This window comes from Aliikangiella coralliicola (assembly GCF_007004725.1).
In the GTDB taxonomy this organism is placed as follows: Bacteria; Pseudomonadota; Gammaproteobacteria; order Enterobacterales; family Kangiellaceae; genus Aliikangiella; species Aliikangiella coralliicola.
In genome coordinates, this window is sequence record NZ_ML660166.1 from 495,607 (window position 1) to 512,269 (window position 16,663).

At 42.8% G+C, this 16,663-nt stretch carries 16 protein-coding genes; all 16 read right to left on the reverse strand.

Annotated features, from left to right (window positions below; all coding sequences use genetic code 11):
- Window positions 1-72: 72 nt before the first annotated feature.
- Window positions 73-2,166: a flagellar biosynthesis protein FlhA gene (flhA, locus tag FLL46_RS17550; protein WP_142932623.1), complete on the reverse strand. Its 2,094-nt coding sequence runs from the start codon at window positions 2,164-2,166 to the stop codon at window positions 73-75.
- Window positions 2,167-2,260: 94 nt separating this feature from the next.
- Entirely contained in the window at window positions 2,261-3,388 is a 1,128-nt protein-coding gene (gene flhB, locus FLL46_RS17555) for a flagellar biosynthesis protein FlhB (RefSeq protein WP_142932624.1), read from the reverse strand.
- A gap of 112 nt (window positions 3,389-3,500) precedes the next feature.
- Complete coding sequence (gene fliR, locus FLL46_RS17560) at window positions 3,501-4,292, reverse strand: flagellar biosynthetic protein FliR (RefSeq protein WP_210418736.1); 792 nt, start codon at window positions 4,290-4,292, stop codon at window positions 3,501-3,503.
- An 8-nt stretch (window positions 4,293-4,300) separates the two neighbouring features.
- The gene (locus FLL46_RS17565; protein WP_142932625.1) at window positions 4,301-4,570 is read right to left on the reverse strand and encodes a flagellar biosynthetic protein FliQ; all 270 of its coding nucleotides are present in this window, start codon (window positions 4,568-4,570) and stop codon (window positions 4,301-4,303) included.
- 15 nt (window positions 4,571-4,585) lie between these two features.
- Window positions 4,586-5,320 (reverse strand): flagellar type III secretion system pore protein FliP, encoded by a 735-nt coding sequence (gene fliP, locus FLL46_RS17570; protein ID WP_142932626.1) that lies wholly within the window; start codon window positions 5,318-5,320, stop codon window positions 4,586-4,588.
- Window positions 5,320-5,787 (reverse strand): flagellar biosynthetic protein FliO, encoded by a 468-nt coding sequence (gene fliO, locus FLL46_RS17575; protein ID WP_168204210.1) that lies wholly within the window; start codon window positions 5,785-5,787, stop codon window positions 5,320-5,322. Before fliO ends, fliP begins: the two co-directional genes overlap by 1 nt.
- Before the next feature lie 26 nt (window positions 5,788-5,813).
- Window positions 5,814-6,203, reverse strand: coding sequence for a flagellar motor switch protein FliN (gene fliN / locus FLL46_RS17580; RefSeq protein ID WP_142932628.1), 390 nt, complete (start codon window positions 6,201-6,203; stop codon window positions 5,814-5,816).
- A 2-nt stretch (window positions 6,204-6,205) separates the two neighbouring features.
- Window positions 6,206-7,201: a flagellar motor switch protein FliM gene (fliM, locus tag FLL46_RS17585; RefSeq protein ID WP_142932629.1), complete on the reverse strand. Its 996-nt coding sequence runs from the start codon at window positions 7,199-7,201 to the stop codon at window positions 6,206-6,208.
- A gap of 146 nt (window positions 7,202-7,347) precedes the next feature.
- Entirely contained in the window at window positions 7,348-7,866 is a 519-nt protein-coding gene (locus FLL46_RS17590; protein ID WP_142932630.1) for a flagellar basal body-associated FliL family protein, read from the reverse strand.
- Window positions 7,867-8,266: 400 nt separating this feature from the next.
- Complete coding sequence (locus FLL46_RS17595) at window positions 8,267-8,629, reverse strand: hypothetical protein (protein ID WP_142932631.1); 363 nt, start codon at window positions 8,627-8,629, stop codon at window positions 8,267-8,269.
- A gap of 166 nt (window positions 8,630-8,795) precedes the next feature.
- On the reverse strand, window positions 8,796-10,418 hold the full coding sequence (locus FLL46_RS17600) for a methyl-accepting chemotaxis protein (RefSeq protein ID WP_142932632.1): 1,623 nt from the start codon (window positions 10,416-10,418) through the stop codon (window positions 8,796-8,798).
- Between the two features lie 783 nt (window positions 10,419-11,201).
- A complete protein-coding gene (locus tag FLL46_RS17605) occupies window positions 11,202-12,824 on the reverse strand; it encodes a flagellar hook-length control protein FliK (protein WP_168204211.1) in 1,623 nt (540 codons plus the stop codon).
- A 215-nt stretch (window positions 12,825-13,039) separates the two neighbouring features.
- Entirely contained in the window at window positions 13,040-13,399 is a 360-nt protein-coding gene (locus FLL46_RS17610; RefSeq protein ID WP_142932634.1) for an Hpt domain-containing protein, read from the reverse strand.
- A 13-nt stretch (window positions 13,400-13,412) separates the two neighbouring features.
- Complete coding sequence (locus FLL46_RS17615) at window positions 13,413-15,116, reverse strand: ATP-binding SpoIIE family protein phosphatase (protein ID WP_142932635.1); 1,704 nt, start codon at window positions 15,114-15,116, stop codon at window positions 13,413-13,415.
- Between the two features lie 21 nt (window positions 15,117-15,137).
- On the reverse strand, window positions 15,138-15,440 hold the full coding sequence (locus tag FLL46_RS17620) for an STAS domain-containing protein (protein WP_142932636.1): 303 nt from the start codon (window positions 15,438-15,440) through the stop codon (window positions 15,138-15,140).
- A gap of 136 nt (window positions 15,441-15,576) precedes the next feature.
- Window positions 15,577-16,629 (reverse strand): protein-glutamate methylesterase/protein-glutamine glutaminase, encoded by a 1,053-nt coding sequence (locus tag FLL46_RS17625; protein ID WP_246119345.1) that lies wholly within the window; start codon window positions 16,627-16,629, stop codon window positions 15,577-15,579.
- Window positions 16,630-16,663: the final 34 nt, after the last annotated feature.

The window sequence follows — 16,663 nt, forward strand, 5'->3', positions numbered from 1 at the left end:
CTCTCAAACACTCACCATGATTAAGTGAAACAATCCAGTAATATCGTCACCCAGTTCAGCCCTTCGATTCGGTTAGCCTGAATTGCCGACCGTTGCAATCACCTTAATTTGTTTATTGTCGGGGATTTCCTGATAACTCAATACATGCAATCCCTTTATTCCAAATCGAGCAAACTTTGCCAATGATGGTCGAATTGCAGGCGCAGTTAAAAGTATCGCCGGTTGCCCTGCCGCTTCTTGTTGCGCTACCAACCCTTTGAGGGAAGATTGAATTCGGTCCGCTAAACCAGGTTCAATCCCTACCGCATCGCCACCACCGGTTACTAAGGTCTGCTGCAATATTTGTTCCAGTTCGGGTGCCAGGGTTACTACCGGTATCTCAGGCTGTAAACCATTGATATTCTGAATAATTAACCGACTCAACGCGACTCTGACTGCCGCGGTTAAAACGGCGGGATCTTGACTCCGGCTGGAAAACTCCGCCAAAGTTTCGGCTATCGTTCGCATGTCTTTAATGGGAACCTGTTCCAACAGTAAGTTTTGTAGCACTTTGACAAGAGTTCCCAGGTTGACACAATCTGGAACCAATGTTTCGGCCAGTTTAGGCGCGGACTTTGCCAGCCCTTTCAATAGCTGCTCAGCTTCTTCATGGCCGAATAGTTCAGCGGAATGGTTTTGAATTAAGTGACTCAGATGGGTTGCTATCACAGTACTGGCATCAACCACGGTGTAACCAAGTGCTTGTGCATTGTCTTTTTGATCGCTGTCAATCCACACAGCATCGAGACCAAATGCAGGATCTTTAGTTTCAATGCCCTGCAGATTACCGAATACCTGGCCGGGATTAATCGCCATTTCTTTGTCGGGGTATACCTCTGCCTCGCCGACGGTCGCACCTAAAATTGCAATTCGGTAGGCATTGGGGGAAAGGTCCAGGTTATCGCGAATATGCACCGGCGAAATCAGAAAACCTAGTTCTTGGGATATCTTCTTGCGCACCCCTTTAATACGCCCCATCAACTTACCGTCTTGCGCGGGGTCGACCATCGGGATTAGCCGGTAGCCGACTTCCAGCCCGATCTGATCAACCGGTGGAACATCTTCCCAGCTCAACTCTTTGACCGGCGGGGGTTCAGGTGATTCGATGGTCTGCAGCTCCTGTTGTTCTTCTTCAACCTGGTGTTGGCGTATTTTTTCCTGAATCATATAACCCATACTGCCAGCGGCAAGGGCTAATAACAAAAAGGCGACATGGGGCATACCGGGAATAATACCGATAATCGCCAAAACACCGCTGGTCACGTATAGAGCACGCGGGTTTCTGACCAATTGGACCACCAGTTGCTCACCCATATTTTGCGCTGCATTTTGGCGAGTGACCATAATCGCCGCTGAAGTTGATAGTAGGAGTGCCGGGATCTGAGCGACCAACCCATCTCCAATGGTTAGCAAAGCGTAGAATTGCATGGCGGTAGAAAAATCCAGACCATGCTGCGCCATACCAATAGAAACGCCGCCTAAAATGTTGATGAAAAGAATGAGCAATCCGGCGACAGCATCACCACGTACAAATTTTGACGCACCATCCATCGCACCGTAAAAATCAGCTTCCTCGGCAACCTCTTTCCTTCTTTCCCTGGCTTCTTCTTGAGTAAGCAATCCAGCGTTTAGATCGGCATCAATCGCCATTTGCTTACCTGGCATTGCGTCCAGAGTAAAACGAGCGCTCACTTCCGATATACGCCCCGCCCCTTTTGTCACCACCACAAAGTTAATAATGACCAAAATGGCAAAAACCACTAAACCGACCGCGTAATTTCCGCCAATGACTACCGAACCAAAGGACTCAATCACGCTACCTGCAGCACCGGGGCCGGTGTGACCGTTAATCAGCACTACGCGAGTAGAAGCTACATTCAATGCCAACCGCATTAATGTGGTCACCAGTAGGATAGTTGGAAAAACGGCGAAATCTAAAGGTCGGTTGGCATAAACCGTTGCAAGTAAAACAATCAGTGCCAACGAAATGTTAAAAGTAAACAAAATATCCAGCAAAAAAGTCGGCATCGGCAAAATCATCATTGCCAATAACACCAACAAAAGGACCGGCGTTCCCAACCCTGAAATGTTGCTTGCTGAAAATTTTTGCCCTGCTAGTTCAGCCATAGTTTCACTCTTAACCCTGCTACTTTTTTAATTAACAATTATGAATTACTCATTCATAACGCCTAATTCATAATTCCTATTTCACTACGCTTATTCAGTATTTCAATTCATCCGGGATCGGCAGTTCATCCAGCTCTTTTGGCCGTAGACCTTTCCCTTGTCGGTAACTTTTCATCTGAAAAATATAAGCCAGCACTTGCGCCACAGCCAGGTAAAGTCCGTGAGGAACTTCCTGATCGATTTCAGTGGTGTGATAGAGCGCTCTGGCAAGCGGCGGTACTGGCAAAATAGCGACATCGTTAGCAATTGCTACCTTGCGGATCTGCATAGCAATGACATCAACACCTTTGGCAACAACAATTGGCGCGCTCGAACGGATCGCATCGTATTTTAATGCCACCGAGTAATGCTCAGGATTGGTTACCACCACATCAGCATCAGGAATCGCTTCCATCATTCGGCTCTGCGCCAACTCTCGTTGCATCTGGCGAATTTTCCCTTTGACCTCAGGTTTTCCTTCGGTGTCTTTAAATTCATCTTTAACTTCCTGTTTGGTCATCTTAAGTTGTTTGGCATGATTCCAGATTTGGTAAGGCACATCGATCAAAGCAATGACCAGCAACGACAAAGATATTAAAAAGAAACTGCGAGTCACCAGATCCATTGCGCGGCCAATTCCAGCCTCCGCTTCTCCCTGTCCTAATTGAATCAACTCTGGAAAAACTTGAATAATTACCAGGTAGCCAACCAGAAAAACCACTGAAACTTTCGCTAATGCTTTAACCAATTCCATCAGCGCGTGCATGCCAAACATTCGCTTAAAACCTTTAGCCGGTGACATTCGATTAGCTTTAGGCGCCATCGCTTTTGAGCTGAATGCCAACCCGCCGGTCAGTAACGGAGAGAGCAATGCAATTGAAAATAATAAGAGAAAAAAAGGCGCAACCGATAGCAGCACATCCCCTAACAATTCACCAAGGGAAGCAATCATTTGATTGGACGTAAAAATATTTTTTCGATCAGGCGAAAAAGCACGAGTGGCCACGTTTGCAAAACCGGTTCCCATACTGGAAGAAAAACTATACAGCGAAACCGATGCCATCATCAGCAACATTGCCGTGGTTAATTCTCGTGAACGTGCAACCTGCCCTTTTTCGCGCGCTTCCTTTAGCCGCTTGGGGGTCGCCTGTTCGGATCGTTCACCGGAATCTGTTTCAGCCATTATCAGCTCCAGCCATTATCAGCGACAATTACCATCAAGTCGCTTAACTTAATTGAGTGAATTTCTATTTTTGTTAACGCACTAAGTTTCAGGAATTTACCAGAATACATTGTTAACACTCCAAGCCAACCAGATCACATACCAGCACACTCGCTCTGGCTAGTTGTCCTTCAAAATGCGGTAAAAAATACGACAGCGTTAACCACACTAAAATTAATCCTGACACCATCGTCAACGGAAAACCGACCGCAAATACATTAATCTGTGGCGCAGCTCTGGTCATCACACCGAATGAAATATTCACAATGAGCAATGACGCGATACTCACCAATGCCATCAATAAGGCAGTCGCAAATACCCACTTGGCCCAGATGACTATTTTGTAAAACATTTCAAAAATAGTTATCCCCGTATCAGCGCCAATAGGCAACACATAAAAGCTTTCAACCACCAGTCGAATCATGAGTAAATGGCCGTCAAAGGCCAAAAACAGTAACGTGGTTAGCATCAAAAAAAACTGCCCCAGAGCGGGAACGCTAGTGCCGTTAGCAGGATCAACTAAAGAGGCAAAACCTAAGCCTGATTGCATTGCCACTATTTGTGCCCCGACCACAAAAGTTTCCAGTAAAAGCCTCGATACAAATCCGATAACCACGCCGATTAATGTTTGTTCGATCACCAGGATAAAACTTTGTGCGGTGAATAGTTTAATCGGCTCTGTCGGCGGCAATACAGGGGCCACCAGAATAGTGATTGATAACGCGAGCAGTAGTCGAAACCTCGCGGAAAAATTGCGAGAACCAATTACTGACAAAGTCATTAATAGCCCGGATAAACGCGCAAACGGCAACATATAAACGGCTAAAAAAGACAATATCTGTTCGGCGTTGAGGCTCAACATCATAAAACCACTTAACCAATTAGCTCAGGTATTGAAAGGTATAGTTCGTTAGCAAAACCAACCAGAGTCGCAAAAATCCAGTTAGCTAAATACATCATCGTCGCCAGGGTCACCAGCAGCCTCGGTAGAAATGATAAGGTCTGCTCATTAATACTGGTTGCGGCCTGAAAAACCGCGACTAGCAAACCAACAATTAACCCCGGAACAATCACCGCAGCCACCAATAAAATAATGACATAAAGTGCGTTTCGAAAAACTTCTACAACAACTTCCGGTCCCATTGTTATGCACTCCTGTTACAAAAAACTATTGGCTAAAGTCCCCACGACCAACGCCCACCCGTCAACCAGAACAAACAACATAATTTTAAAAGGTAATGAGATAATCAAAGGAGACAGCATCATCATCCCCATTGCCATCAATATACTGGCGATTACCAGGTCAATAATGAGAAATGGAATAAATAATAGAAAGCCAATTTGAAAAGCCGTTTTTAATTCGCTGATAATAAAAGCAGGCACCAACACTTTGAATGGCGGCATTTCACCCTCTTCCAATTTTTCAGTGCCGGACAAATCCATAAACAAAACCAGGTCGCTCTCTCGAATTTGACCCAGCATAAATTGACTGAAAGGAAGCTGTGCTTGTTCAAGCGCCTGAGACGCGTTGATTGACTCGTTCAAATAGGGCTGTATAGATTGTTCGTTAACTTGCTCAATCACCGGCGACATAATAAACAAGGTAAGAAATAAACTTAAGCCGATTAAAATTTGATTGCTCGGTGTTTGCTGCATTCCTAATGCCTGACGCAAAATCGCAAACACGACGGTCACGCGGATAAAAGAAGTCATCATCATCACTATCGCAGGCAGAAAGGTCAGTAAGGTCATTAACCCTAAAACCTGCAGGGTAATGCTATATTCCTGGTTGCCTGATTGATTAGTTTCAACCGTTAATACAGGGACGCCGGCGTCAGCGAATAACTCCGGTGAAATGAATAAACCGAAAGCGATTAGCAATAGCTTCAACATTAGCTTGCCTCGCTAGCCGATTGATTTTTTGTCGTGTCGTTTTTTGCTGAGCCAACCAGCGTGTGAGGATGAAGCAGCTGCTTCATTAATTTATCAAATGAAATTTTCGCAGGCTTCTTTTCGATAGGCTGCTCTAACTGACAAATCTGGTTAATGTTATTAGGCGTCACTCCTAAAACATATTGTTCCCCTTGAATATCGACAATGACCAGCTTTTCCTTAGTGCCGAGATTTTGTGAGTCGATGACCCGAATATGATTGGAAACCATGTTAAAGCTGTTAAACTTTTTCAATAAAAAAGCGAGTATAAAAATCACTAGCAATATACCGCCCAGGCCCATTAGCATCGGTAATAAACTCTCAACGGGTGTCACGGCATTAGAAGTAGATTTATCAGCTGCCTGAACAGGCAAAGCAAAAGACAAGCAGATGATGAGCAGCACTTGTTGGTTTAGTATTTTTTTCATGGTGCTTTTCATAAACGACTCATTAACTATTTTAACTTTTGTATTCTTTCAGCCGGGCTCATTACATCAGTTAATCGTATCCCGTATTTTTCGTTAACCACGACAACTTCGCCGTGCGCAATCATCGTTCCATTAACCATCACATCCAAAGGTTCTCCAGCTAACCGATCCAGTTCAACCACAGAACCTTGGGTTAACTGTAACAGGCTTCGAATTGGAATCTGGGTTCGCCCCACTTCCATTGAAAGCGATACAGGAATATCAAGAATAACGTCGAGCTTATCGGTATCAACATCTTTAAGCCCCTCTCCTTCTTCTTTGAGCGATTCCATACTAGCCGCCTGAGCTTGCGCTTCTGCAGCAGCCTGCTCGTTCATTGCGTCGGCCCAATCGTCGGTATCGTCGTCACCAGCCATAATTATTCCTCTAGTAATGTTCGCATAATATGTTCGCGAGAAATTTCTTCTTCAATTTTTACTGCCATATGGCCATTTGATGTACCAAATCTTGCTCTGAAGCAAGGTGTATCCTGCGCGCTCAAAGTAACCAGTTCAGGCATATCGACGGGTATGATATCGCCCTCTTTAAAAGCCATCACATCGCGCAAGCTCACTTCGGTTTCAACCAGTTGGCTACTCAATTCGACTTCTGCAGTAAGAATTTCTTCACGCAGCGCATCGGTCCAACGATCGTCAACATCATCTCTGTCACTCTGGATACCGGCGTCGAGTTTGTCGCGTATCGGTTCTAACATCGAGTAAGGCATGGTAACGTGAAAATTTCCGCCGCCACCATCAAGTTCAATATTAAAACTACAAACGCAAACCACTTCTGAGGGGCTAACAATTGTCGCCAGCGCGGGGTTAACCTCCGAGTCCATATACTCAAACTCAACCTTCATCACCGGTGACCAGGCTTCGCGCAAATCAACAAATGCCTGCTGTAGCAATAATTGAATAATTCTTCTTTCGGTTGGTGTAAATTCTCGACCTTCGATTTTGGCGTGAAAACGTCCGTCACCGCCGAAAAAGTTGTCCACTAAAATAAAAACTAATTTTGCTTCCAGCGTAAATAATGCCGTTCCTCTGAGTGGCTTTATCTTGACCATATTTAAACTGGTCGGCACAAACAGACTATGAATATATTCACTAAACTTAATCATCTGAATGCCATTAACGGAAATTTCAGCGCTTCTTCTCATCATGTTAAAAAGGCTGATCCGCATGTGTCGTGCGAAGCGTTCGTTGACCATTTCCAACGATGGCATTCGACCACGAACAATTCGGTCCTGAGAAGAAAAGTCATAAGCGCGCGCTTCGGAAGGGTCTAACGACTCCTCCTCAACATCGATATCACCGTCGTCAACTCCGTGGAGTAACGCGTCAATTTCGTCCTGGCTTAATAGATCAGACATATCAATCCACGTTCAACTTTTTGTACATCATCATTTTGAAATCGCCGTTTTAATGCCATCATTTTAAATTTCAACTTTATTATCATTCATTCGATAGAAACAAGTATTCAAAATATCAATTAAAAAACTTCGACCAACACAAAAAATCACTGCATAACAAAACTAATAAAGAGAACCTTTTCAACTGTCGGCTCGCCGACCAGATCGGTTAAGGTTGCTTGCACGGTTTCCAAAGACTTCTGTTGCAAGGCAAGTCGACCTTCCGGCGTTTTTAATTCATCAGCTGATTGTTGACTCACTAACATTAAGACATCATTTTTTAGCTGAGGCATATGTTTTTTTACAGTCATTCTGGCGTCATCGCCACGAACCATAAAACTCATTTTAATTTGTACCGTTCGACTTTTTCTTTTGCCAGGAATATTGCTGGTGATAGCCTCCGGTACGCCAACATATTGTGCAGGTTCTTTATCTTCAACTTCGACTTCTTCAGCACTCGCATCTGACTTGCTGTCGTCTCCGCCAAGCATTAAAAAGGCTCCAACACCTGCGCCTATTAACAATACTGCCACCACCCCAATAATAATAAACTTCTTACTTCCGCCCGAACTTCCACCGGCACCGTCTTCAACATCTAGTTCAAGATCTTGGTCATCATTTGCCATTTTGACTCCAGTTTGTTTTATTAAACTCTATACACGGCACGCATGATTCTTAACACTGCAAAACACATACCAATCGTGAGATATGTTTAGACAAGCAGCTAACCTATTGATTATCAGAAGAATTAGCGTGATTCCGCACTTTGTATTTCAACCTTAGTATAGTCAAAATTATGGCGATGCTGGTGAGGGATTCAAAATAATTAGCCAAAAATCTGACCCTGTGGATTTTTCGGCCTAATCGATATGAAAATATTAGAAATTCAAATAGGGATCTGTGTCGCCATTAATTAATACCGCCAAGTTCAATGCTGATATTTGGCAACTCAAACACTCGTTTATGGTTAAAAATGGGACAAATTAAATGAGCGGATATCATCTCGAATTGAGTGTCACTCCAAGCTCAATACGAACCTTGAATTTTAGCAAATAGAATTCCAGCTAACCCGATAAGCAATCCAACCCAATATAAATAGTGCTGGAAAAAACGCCGGACTCGACAATTTGCTCGCAAGCTAAACGCCGCCCATTTATTCTCACCTTTCCAGTCCACATTAATATAGTCGGTAATCATTCGGCTCGCATGAACACCTGCAATAAAATACACGATGATCAATGCGACCATGCTCAATTGAAATATTTCAATTTCTTCGACATGTAAAGCAGTTGCAATTATGGCCAGGACCGGTGGCGTTGAAATATACAAGCCCAGATGAAATTTAATATAATCATAAAGCAGATCAGCGTGTTTTTCTTCGTTACTCATAAGTAGCTCCACTCTAAAAATTGACCTTTGCTAATGACATCGCTAACCAAGGTAGTCAATCGTTCTTAACGATGACAAACAACCCAATAGGATAAATAATATAAGACTAGCTTTTCAATTACATCAAGTCTGAACAACTACAAATTTTTCAATATTACCTGTTGAGCTAATTAAATTTGAGTTTACCAATCTGATTTTCCAGATCTGTCGCTAGCTCAGATATCAGATCAGTTGCTCTACGATTATCCTGGGCTAAAGCTGCCGCGTTCTGTGATCCTGTTGCAATCAAATTTATTCGTTCGGAAATATCATCGCTCACTTTGGTTTGTTCTTGCGCCGCGGTTGCGATTTGATGATTCATTTCGGTAATCGTTGTTAAAGCTTGTGCTATCTGCTGCAATGCATCCGATGCTTCACGCGCACCGGTTACAGTTTGAAAGCTGGATTTTTTGGCAGTTTCCATCGAGTTAATTGCATTTTGAGAGCCACTTTGTAATCTCTCGATCATTTGCTGAATTTCAGCGGTACTATCCTGAGTGCGTTTCGCTAAATTTCGAACTTCGTCTGCGACCACCGCAAAACCTCTGCCTTGATCGCCGGCTCTGGCAGCTTCTATGGCTGCATTGAGTGCCAATAAATTAGTTTGCTCTGCAATGCCACGAATAACATCTAACACTGAAACTATGCTGCCGACGTCCTGGCCCAAATCTCCGATAACCTGCGCAGCAGAATCAATCTGGGTTGCCAGCGCTTCAGTTGCCGCCGCGGATTCTGACATTATGGTTTGAACTTTTTGCCCGTCTTCATCAGCTTGTATAGTGGCTTCGGCAGCCCCTTGCGCACTATCTGAGACGGTATTTGCGGAAGAAGACATTTCAGTCATAGAAGTTGCGACCATATCAATTTCTTCGGACTGTGATTGAAATGTCTTTTCAATTTTTGTTGAGCGCTCTTCAGCAGAATGGACTTCATCGTGTAATTTTATGGTCGCGTTTGATAGAGAGTTCAGCACTTCTTTGAGTGCTCTTTGCATACGCAAAACCGATCCGTAAACGCTGTTTCGATCGAACTCACCGTCGGTCTGGTGGTCGAAATTACCAGACGCTACTTCGCGAGTTAACCTCAATAACTCTGTAGGTTCGGTGCCTAAATCCAGCAAAAGTTTTCTGACGGTATAAAAAACGCATAACGACAGAACAGCTGAGATCAGTAGGCACAGTATCAGTTGCCATTGGGCTGTTGACCAGAATCTCGCATTGACCTCATGAAAACCAATGCCGGTTCCCACTACCCAGCGCCACCTTTCACTGATCTGAACTATGGATAAAACTTCTTCGATTGAGCCATCACTTTTTTTCTTGGTCCAGGCATACTCGACAATACCCGATGGCTGGTTTTGAACGGCTGTTAAAATAATATTACCGACACTTTTACCATCGCCATCTTTAAAGTCATGAAAACTGGTATTGTGGAGTTGAGGATCAAGTGGAGCGGCAATGAAATTCATATTTTCATCTGCCACATAAACATATTCGCTTTTATGATATTTATTTTCTCTTAAAATTTGGGTAGCAAGTGCTTTGGCTTCTTGCTCACTCATTTTCCCCTGGGCTGCATAGTTTTCAATTTCGGTGATTGTTGAGTAGGTGCTGGTTAATAGTTGATATACTCTGGCTTTGTTGTCCTGACTGCTGGTGTAGCGTAGGGTAAACAAGCCGACGAGCATAATGGTGATAACGGCGACAAAGGTCAGTACGCTAATAACCCAAACTTTCGTTTTTAGCTTCATACAGTTTTCCCCTCTGTTTTGACTTTAATGGTTTAATTTTTTCTGGATATTTTTTCTCAAAGCAATTTTGCTGGTGTTTTCCGTTTGTATTCGCGATGCTTTGTCCCTTGAGTCTGGTTTTGCTCTTTGGGCGACTTATTTTATTTTGCGATATTGTTAGATAATCCTATATTAATGATAGCGTTGTCAAAAACTAATCAGTTCTAACGGGTATTGGCGTTAGAAGGTTCTGTTGTGGCGTTTTTTGTTGATCAATTGGTTATTGGGATTATTTTCTAAGTGCTGTTTCGCACCGCTTTGCTTACGTGCGACTTACTTTTGCCAACAGCTGCAAAAGTAAGCAAAAAAGCCGTTGACGTTTGCACTGGGCCATTTATTAGCAGAGTCTCTTGCTTTCACTTTACCCAAACACAGACTTCTTTCGTTCGCTTTTATATTTAAACACCTGTCAAAAAGAATCCTGATTGGCAATCAATTAATATGTACTAAGTTCGAGACTACCTAAGTACTTGCAAGGTAGTCGCATAGAAATGATTAGTAAGATAATCGTTAGGATGTCTCGAAATTAGTTCTCGCTACTACTTGCCCATACTTATGAGTTGATTAATTGGTGTGTAAATCTAATAGCAAGCGAAAGTGGTACGAGTTTGGATTTACTCACAACAAGCACAACTGTCAATCCATGCTCAGCGCGAGCGTCACGGGCTTTTTTGCCTTCTTTTTTAGCTCTTGAAAAAAGAAGGTCGCACGCAAGCAAAGCGGTGCGAAACCGCCCTAAAAAAACTAACTATAAACATCAACTAACTTATCCGTCACCAATCCAACCTCCTCAGTAACAGCTTCCTCAGCAACCGACTCCCCTTCACCATTCACACCCCCATCATTTCCCTCTTTATCGGTCTCAGCCATATCACTTTGATCACCAGTTCCATCTTGCTTCACTGAAGCTTCTCCCATATTAATTCCTTGCTGCTGCAGCATTTCTTTTAATTTAGGCAGATTTTCTTCCAGCGCCTCCCTTGTAGACGCGTTCGAAACCTGAAACATGATATTAGTTTCGCCGTTGTGCTGTTGCACTTTGACACTCAATGGCCCCATTTCAGGCGGGTCCATCATAATTTCCGCACTTGAAAGGGCTTGTTTAAACATCCATTGAATTCTCATCGCCAGATTAGGTGAAAAATCTTTTTTAAGATTTAATCCCTGATTAAACTCAGATCCGGCCTGCAGTTTTTGGGTGACAGGTAGCTCGGCTGCTTTTAATTCCGCAGCTGGTTGTGATATTGGCGATAATTCCTGCATCAATGCAGGAGACTCAACTTTGGCACTATGCGATACACTCGCCGGGTTGAAAATATGGTTCTCAGTTCTGGCTGCTCTGAGTAATTTGTTAGCGAGCATTTGTTCGCTGTTTTGTTTGTCGGCAAAGAGTGAATTAATTCGATTTTCGTTTTTTAAAAACGCCAGTTCTTCCAGGTTATTGTCTAATTTAAATGTGTCAGCCTTATGTAAGCTAGAATTTGAAAGCTCATTTTTAAAATCAACGACTTTCACATCGCTATTTTTTACTTCTCCAGGTTTGCCCTCACCAGCTTTTATCAACGCTTGCGCCAGCCCCTCTTTTTGATTTTCTTGTTTGAGTGAAGCAGTAAAAGGAGATACAGAATGTTTGTTTTTTTCCGTTTTATCACTGCCAAAAACTTGCGTTAATTCTGCTTGAGCCACACTCTCTTCTTTTGAAAGTTTCGCACCATTAGTCAGACCAGCTTTAATGCTATCGATATTTGAATGCCTCATCTTCAACTCTTCATTAGCATTCAAATTAGTACCTTGTCTAATCAGTTTATCGTCACCATGCAGTGCCTGTTTAACGCCGTTAGCAGATATCATCTGGTCAGATAACGTCGCCTTTTCGGTTTTACTCTGCAAACCATCTAAAAGCGAATTTCCATTTGCGATAATATTTTTACCGTCGATATTTTTTTCTGTGGCGTTTTTTCCTGTGCTATCTGCCCCTGTTTCTTCCAGTAAGCCTTTTCCAAGAAGACTTGGGTCAACACCAACCTGCCCATGCTTAATTTTGGATGCACCGCCTGTCAGCGAAACTCCGTTAGTAAATCCCTCGCCATCTCCGGGCGGAAATACCTTGCCCTGCAAAGCGGAAATATTCGCCGCTTCGCCGCCTTCAGCAATAGAATGTAAACTCCCGCGGCCAAGCAAAGAAAGACTCTCAGCAGGTAAAATAGAAGAACTCAATATTTCTGCGAATTCTAACTCTGTATTTTCTGCCAGTTTGTTATTGATATCTAAGGAAAAAATTCCGCCTAAACTATTATTTTGGCCTTTCTCTGACCCATTAGACAGAAGTGACAGATTGAGAATACTGGTTGATGTAAATGAATTCATTGGCATTCACTCAAGTTAATAACGAGGTTCTGTTAGCTTTAATCAATAAAGCAATCTTGATGCCAAACATTCGCCGATTCTTAAACAAGCCGTTATCGGTGCCACTACCCAGGGAAAAATTGGTGGGATTAACAAGCGCAATAAATTGGGAAGTTTTCGTTGGTGCGAACTAACTCAAGTCGATCAGTGTGAATCCAGTTTTTCGCATTCAGAGATTATGATGATAATAATTGACCAATTTCAATTTTAAAAACCTCAAATGCCTGAGTGATATCCTCAACCTGAATTGACAGGTTTTCCAATTGATTATTACGGGCATTCGTTTCTAGTAATTCACAAAGTTGAGCAAGGTTTTTAGCACCGACATTTTTGCTACTTCCTTTCAGGCTGTGCGCAGTTCTGCGAATAATATCACTATCGTCTGTCACTTCCGAATGACTCCGCTCGGCAATCTCAGAAAGTTCCTGAATTTTGATCACACTATCACTAAAGTATGTTTCCAACAACATACCAATGTCATCGCCCATAATGAGCTTAAGCTCGTCAATTATCTGAAGGTCAAGAGCAGCGGACAATGGTTTCTCCTAATCAGGATTCGTCTTCCGGATCTTTTGCATGCCACCGATAAACCGCTCTGATACGTCGCCCATCATCAAAATGTTCTATCGATTCACACAAATTCATCAACAGTGGCAAACCTCTGCCGCTATAGTGTTTACTGCCACTTTTAATCACTTTCTTAAAATCAAACCCTTTACCACTATCAACAAACTCAAATATTATCTCACCACCGTCTTTTAATGGCCGATGATCAACTTCCACTTTGACAAAGCCTTCTCTTAGCGAGACCAGCCCTTCGGTTCTCATTTGATAATATTTAGCAAAGCCTTCACTGCCGCTTTTTATTTCAGAATCTAACCCTAACACGCCATGCTCAAGTGCGTTGTTGTAGAGTTCAGATAAAACGGTAAATATACGTGAACGGTGCGGTGTTAACTCTCTACATTCCAATAAAGTTTGTAGCAAAAGTGGAATAGGGTCGAATTTACCGAGCGACTTTCCGCGTAAACATAAACTAAAATTGGAGTCGAGTGTTCCAGTTTGCGCGTGAACTTCATCATCGTCTGCAGCTGTCTGTTGCTCCAGGTGATGATGTGGGAAAGCCACTTCAATCAGGCTTAAATCATCGCCCTGTTCAGCATCGTGGGTAAACTCGACGATTTGGTCAATAAGTGCACTACATAAGTTATCAATTTTCAAATTATTTTGAATAAAATGCAGCATCCTTTCTTCGCCGTACATTTCGCCTTGTTCATTAGTCGACTCAATGATTCCATCGGTGACAGCTAACAACTTGTGTTTTTTTGAAAAACTGAAAACTTGAGGATTGACTTTGAACCGTTGCGGTGACTGAACGCCTAAAGGTAAATGATTGGAATGGACTTGTTCTACATCGCCAGACTCAAGGTCGATTATGTAAGCTTGCGGCGCACCAGCATTCCAGATAGTAATACGCTCATCCAGTGCATCGATGTCAGCAACAACTACACAACAAAAAACACCACGTGGCAAAACCGAATGCAAGCGAGTGTTCATTTCCGTCATCACATCGGGAATAACAAAGCCTTTTTTTGTCATTCCATAAAAAATTTCTGAAGTCGGCATGGCACCAATCGCAGCCGGCAAACCATGACCGGTAAAATCAGCCAACATTAATCGCATTCCACCCATCGGCGTTTCAGCAGCTAACATCAAATCACCATTAAATATTGACATCGGCGATAAATGGTAATTGATGTTACCGGCAGCCAGACATCCTCGGTGAGCGATGTTATTAAAGATTTTTTTTGCGGCTTCCTGTTCCTGAATTAAATGATCATTGTGAAATTGAATTTCTGACTTTTGTTGTTCAATAGTTTCATAAAGATTGGCAATTCTTGAAAAAGCGTCAACTTTGGCTTTGATAATAATTCGATTAATTGGTTTGGAAACAAAGTCATCACCACCGCAATCAATACACTTGGCTAAATCGTAAGCATCAGTTAAGGAAGTTAGAAATATAATAGGAACCCAACGAGACTGTTCTCCGCGAGTAATTGCAGACGCCACTTCATAGCCATCGATGTCGGGCATCAATATATCAAGAAATACCAGGGAGGGAGAGTGCCGGAAAAAAAAGTCGATTGCCTGGTTACCGGTCTCAGCTTGAACAACTTCATGTCCTTCTTGTTCAAGCACCTTCGACAGGATCAGCCGCTCAACGCTATTATCATCAGCAATTAAGATTTTCAATTGTTCAAATTCAAAACATGACTATATTTTAAAGAGCTGTTCAAAATTGGAAATAGTCAAAATTTTTCTAATATCTTCGTTACAATTTTTAAGTGTGATATTGGCGGTATCTCCCCCGGCATGATCTCTCAACAGGAGCAACATCCCTAGTGCAGAACTATCCAGATAGGTAGTATCTACCATATCAACAATGATCTCAGACGGCGTAGGAGTGAGCTTCTCGTAGGAATCTCTGAACGCTTGATGGGCACTAAAATCAAACCGGCCATTTATCGTAATAGTAAGCACTTTTCCATCGGCAGAAAGATTGGAACCTACTGACATTATCTAACCCCTTTTCATTTTTTACGTTAATAAACCTTTGTTATCGAAGGTTTTTCAGAAAATTCACACTGCTTTAAGCATAGAGCAATCTGAGGTTTTTGACTAATTTTTTTTTCAAACCTGTGAACCACAACAATTACAACCTCGAAATGAGATAGCCGCCAATCTTACCAAGCGCTAAAATCTTGTCGGCGGCGCCTAATTTTACAGCAGCGCCAGGCATTCCCCAAACCACGCTGGTTTCCTCATTTTGCGCAATTGTGGTCGCTCCACATTGTTTTAAATTGAGTAATCCCTGGGCACCATCTTGCCCCATTCCCGTTAACAGTGTCGCGATACAACGCGACCCAACCGCTTCTGCGACGGAGTCGAATAATACATCAACGGAAGGCTTATGCCTATTAACTGGATCGGCATCACTTAAGTCAGCCCAAAGTGTTCTATTATTCCCGCGCCCTTTAACTTTAATCGTCATGTGCATATGTCCAGGTGCAAGATAAGCGTGACCATAACTGAGCTTCTGTGGACTTCTTACTTCTTGCACAACCATCTTCGATTCATTATGGAGTCTTTTGGCGTAGGAAGTAGAAAATACATCAGGGATATGTTGAGCCATCACAATCGGCGGTAAATTATCCGGCAGCCGTGTGACAATGGAATGAATGGCTTCGGTTCCACCTGTCGACGCGCCGATTGCAATCAAATCGATTAAATGACGATCTTGTTTTACCTCTAAATTAGTCTGCGGTTTTTCTGGACTTTTCTCGAGCACTCCTGCATTGCAATGGGCAGCAGCTTTTACTTTTTCAATCAAATCGTCGGCGAGTTCCTGCAACTTTTCTTTTACTTCCGAACTCGGTTTCGCAACAAAATCAAAAGCCCCCGATGTCAGCGCCTGCATAGTGACTTCCGCTCCGGCATGAGTGAGCGTTGAAACCATAATGACCGGCATAGGGCGTAGCCGCATAATATTTTTTAAGAAAGTAATGCCGTCCATTTTAGGCATTTCAACATCTAACGTGAGTACATCTGGATTATATTTTTTAATTTTCTCGCGAGCATCAAAGGGATCTTCCGCAGTGCCGACCACTTTAATTTCACTATCATTTTCCAGGATCTGAGTGAGTAGCACCCGAATGAAAGCAGAATCATCGACCACAAGCACTTTGATTTGTCGTTTTTTCATCATGTCTGGTTTTCTGCCTTTACTGAGCAGTATATTT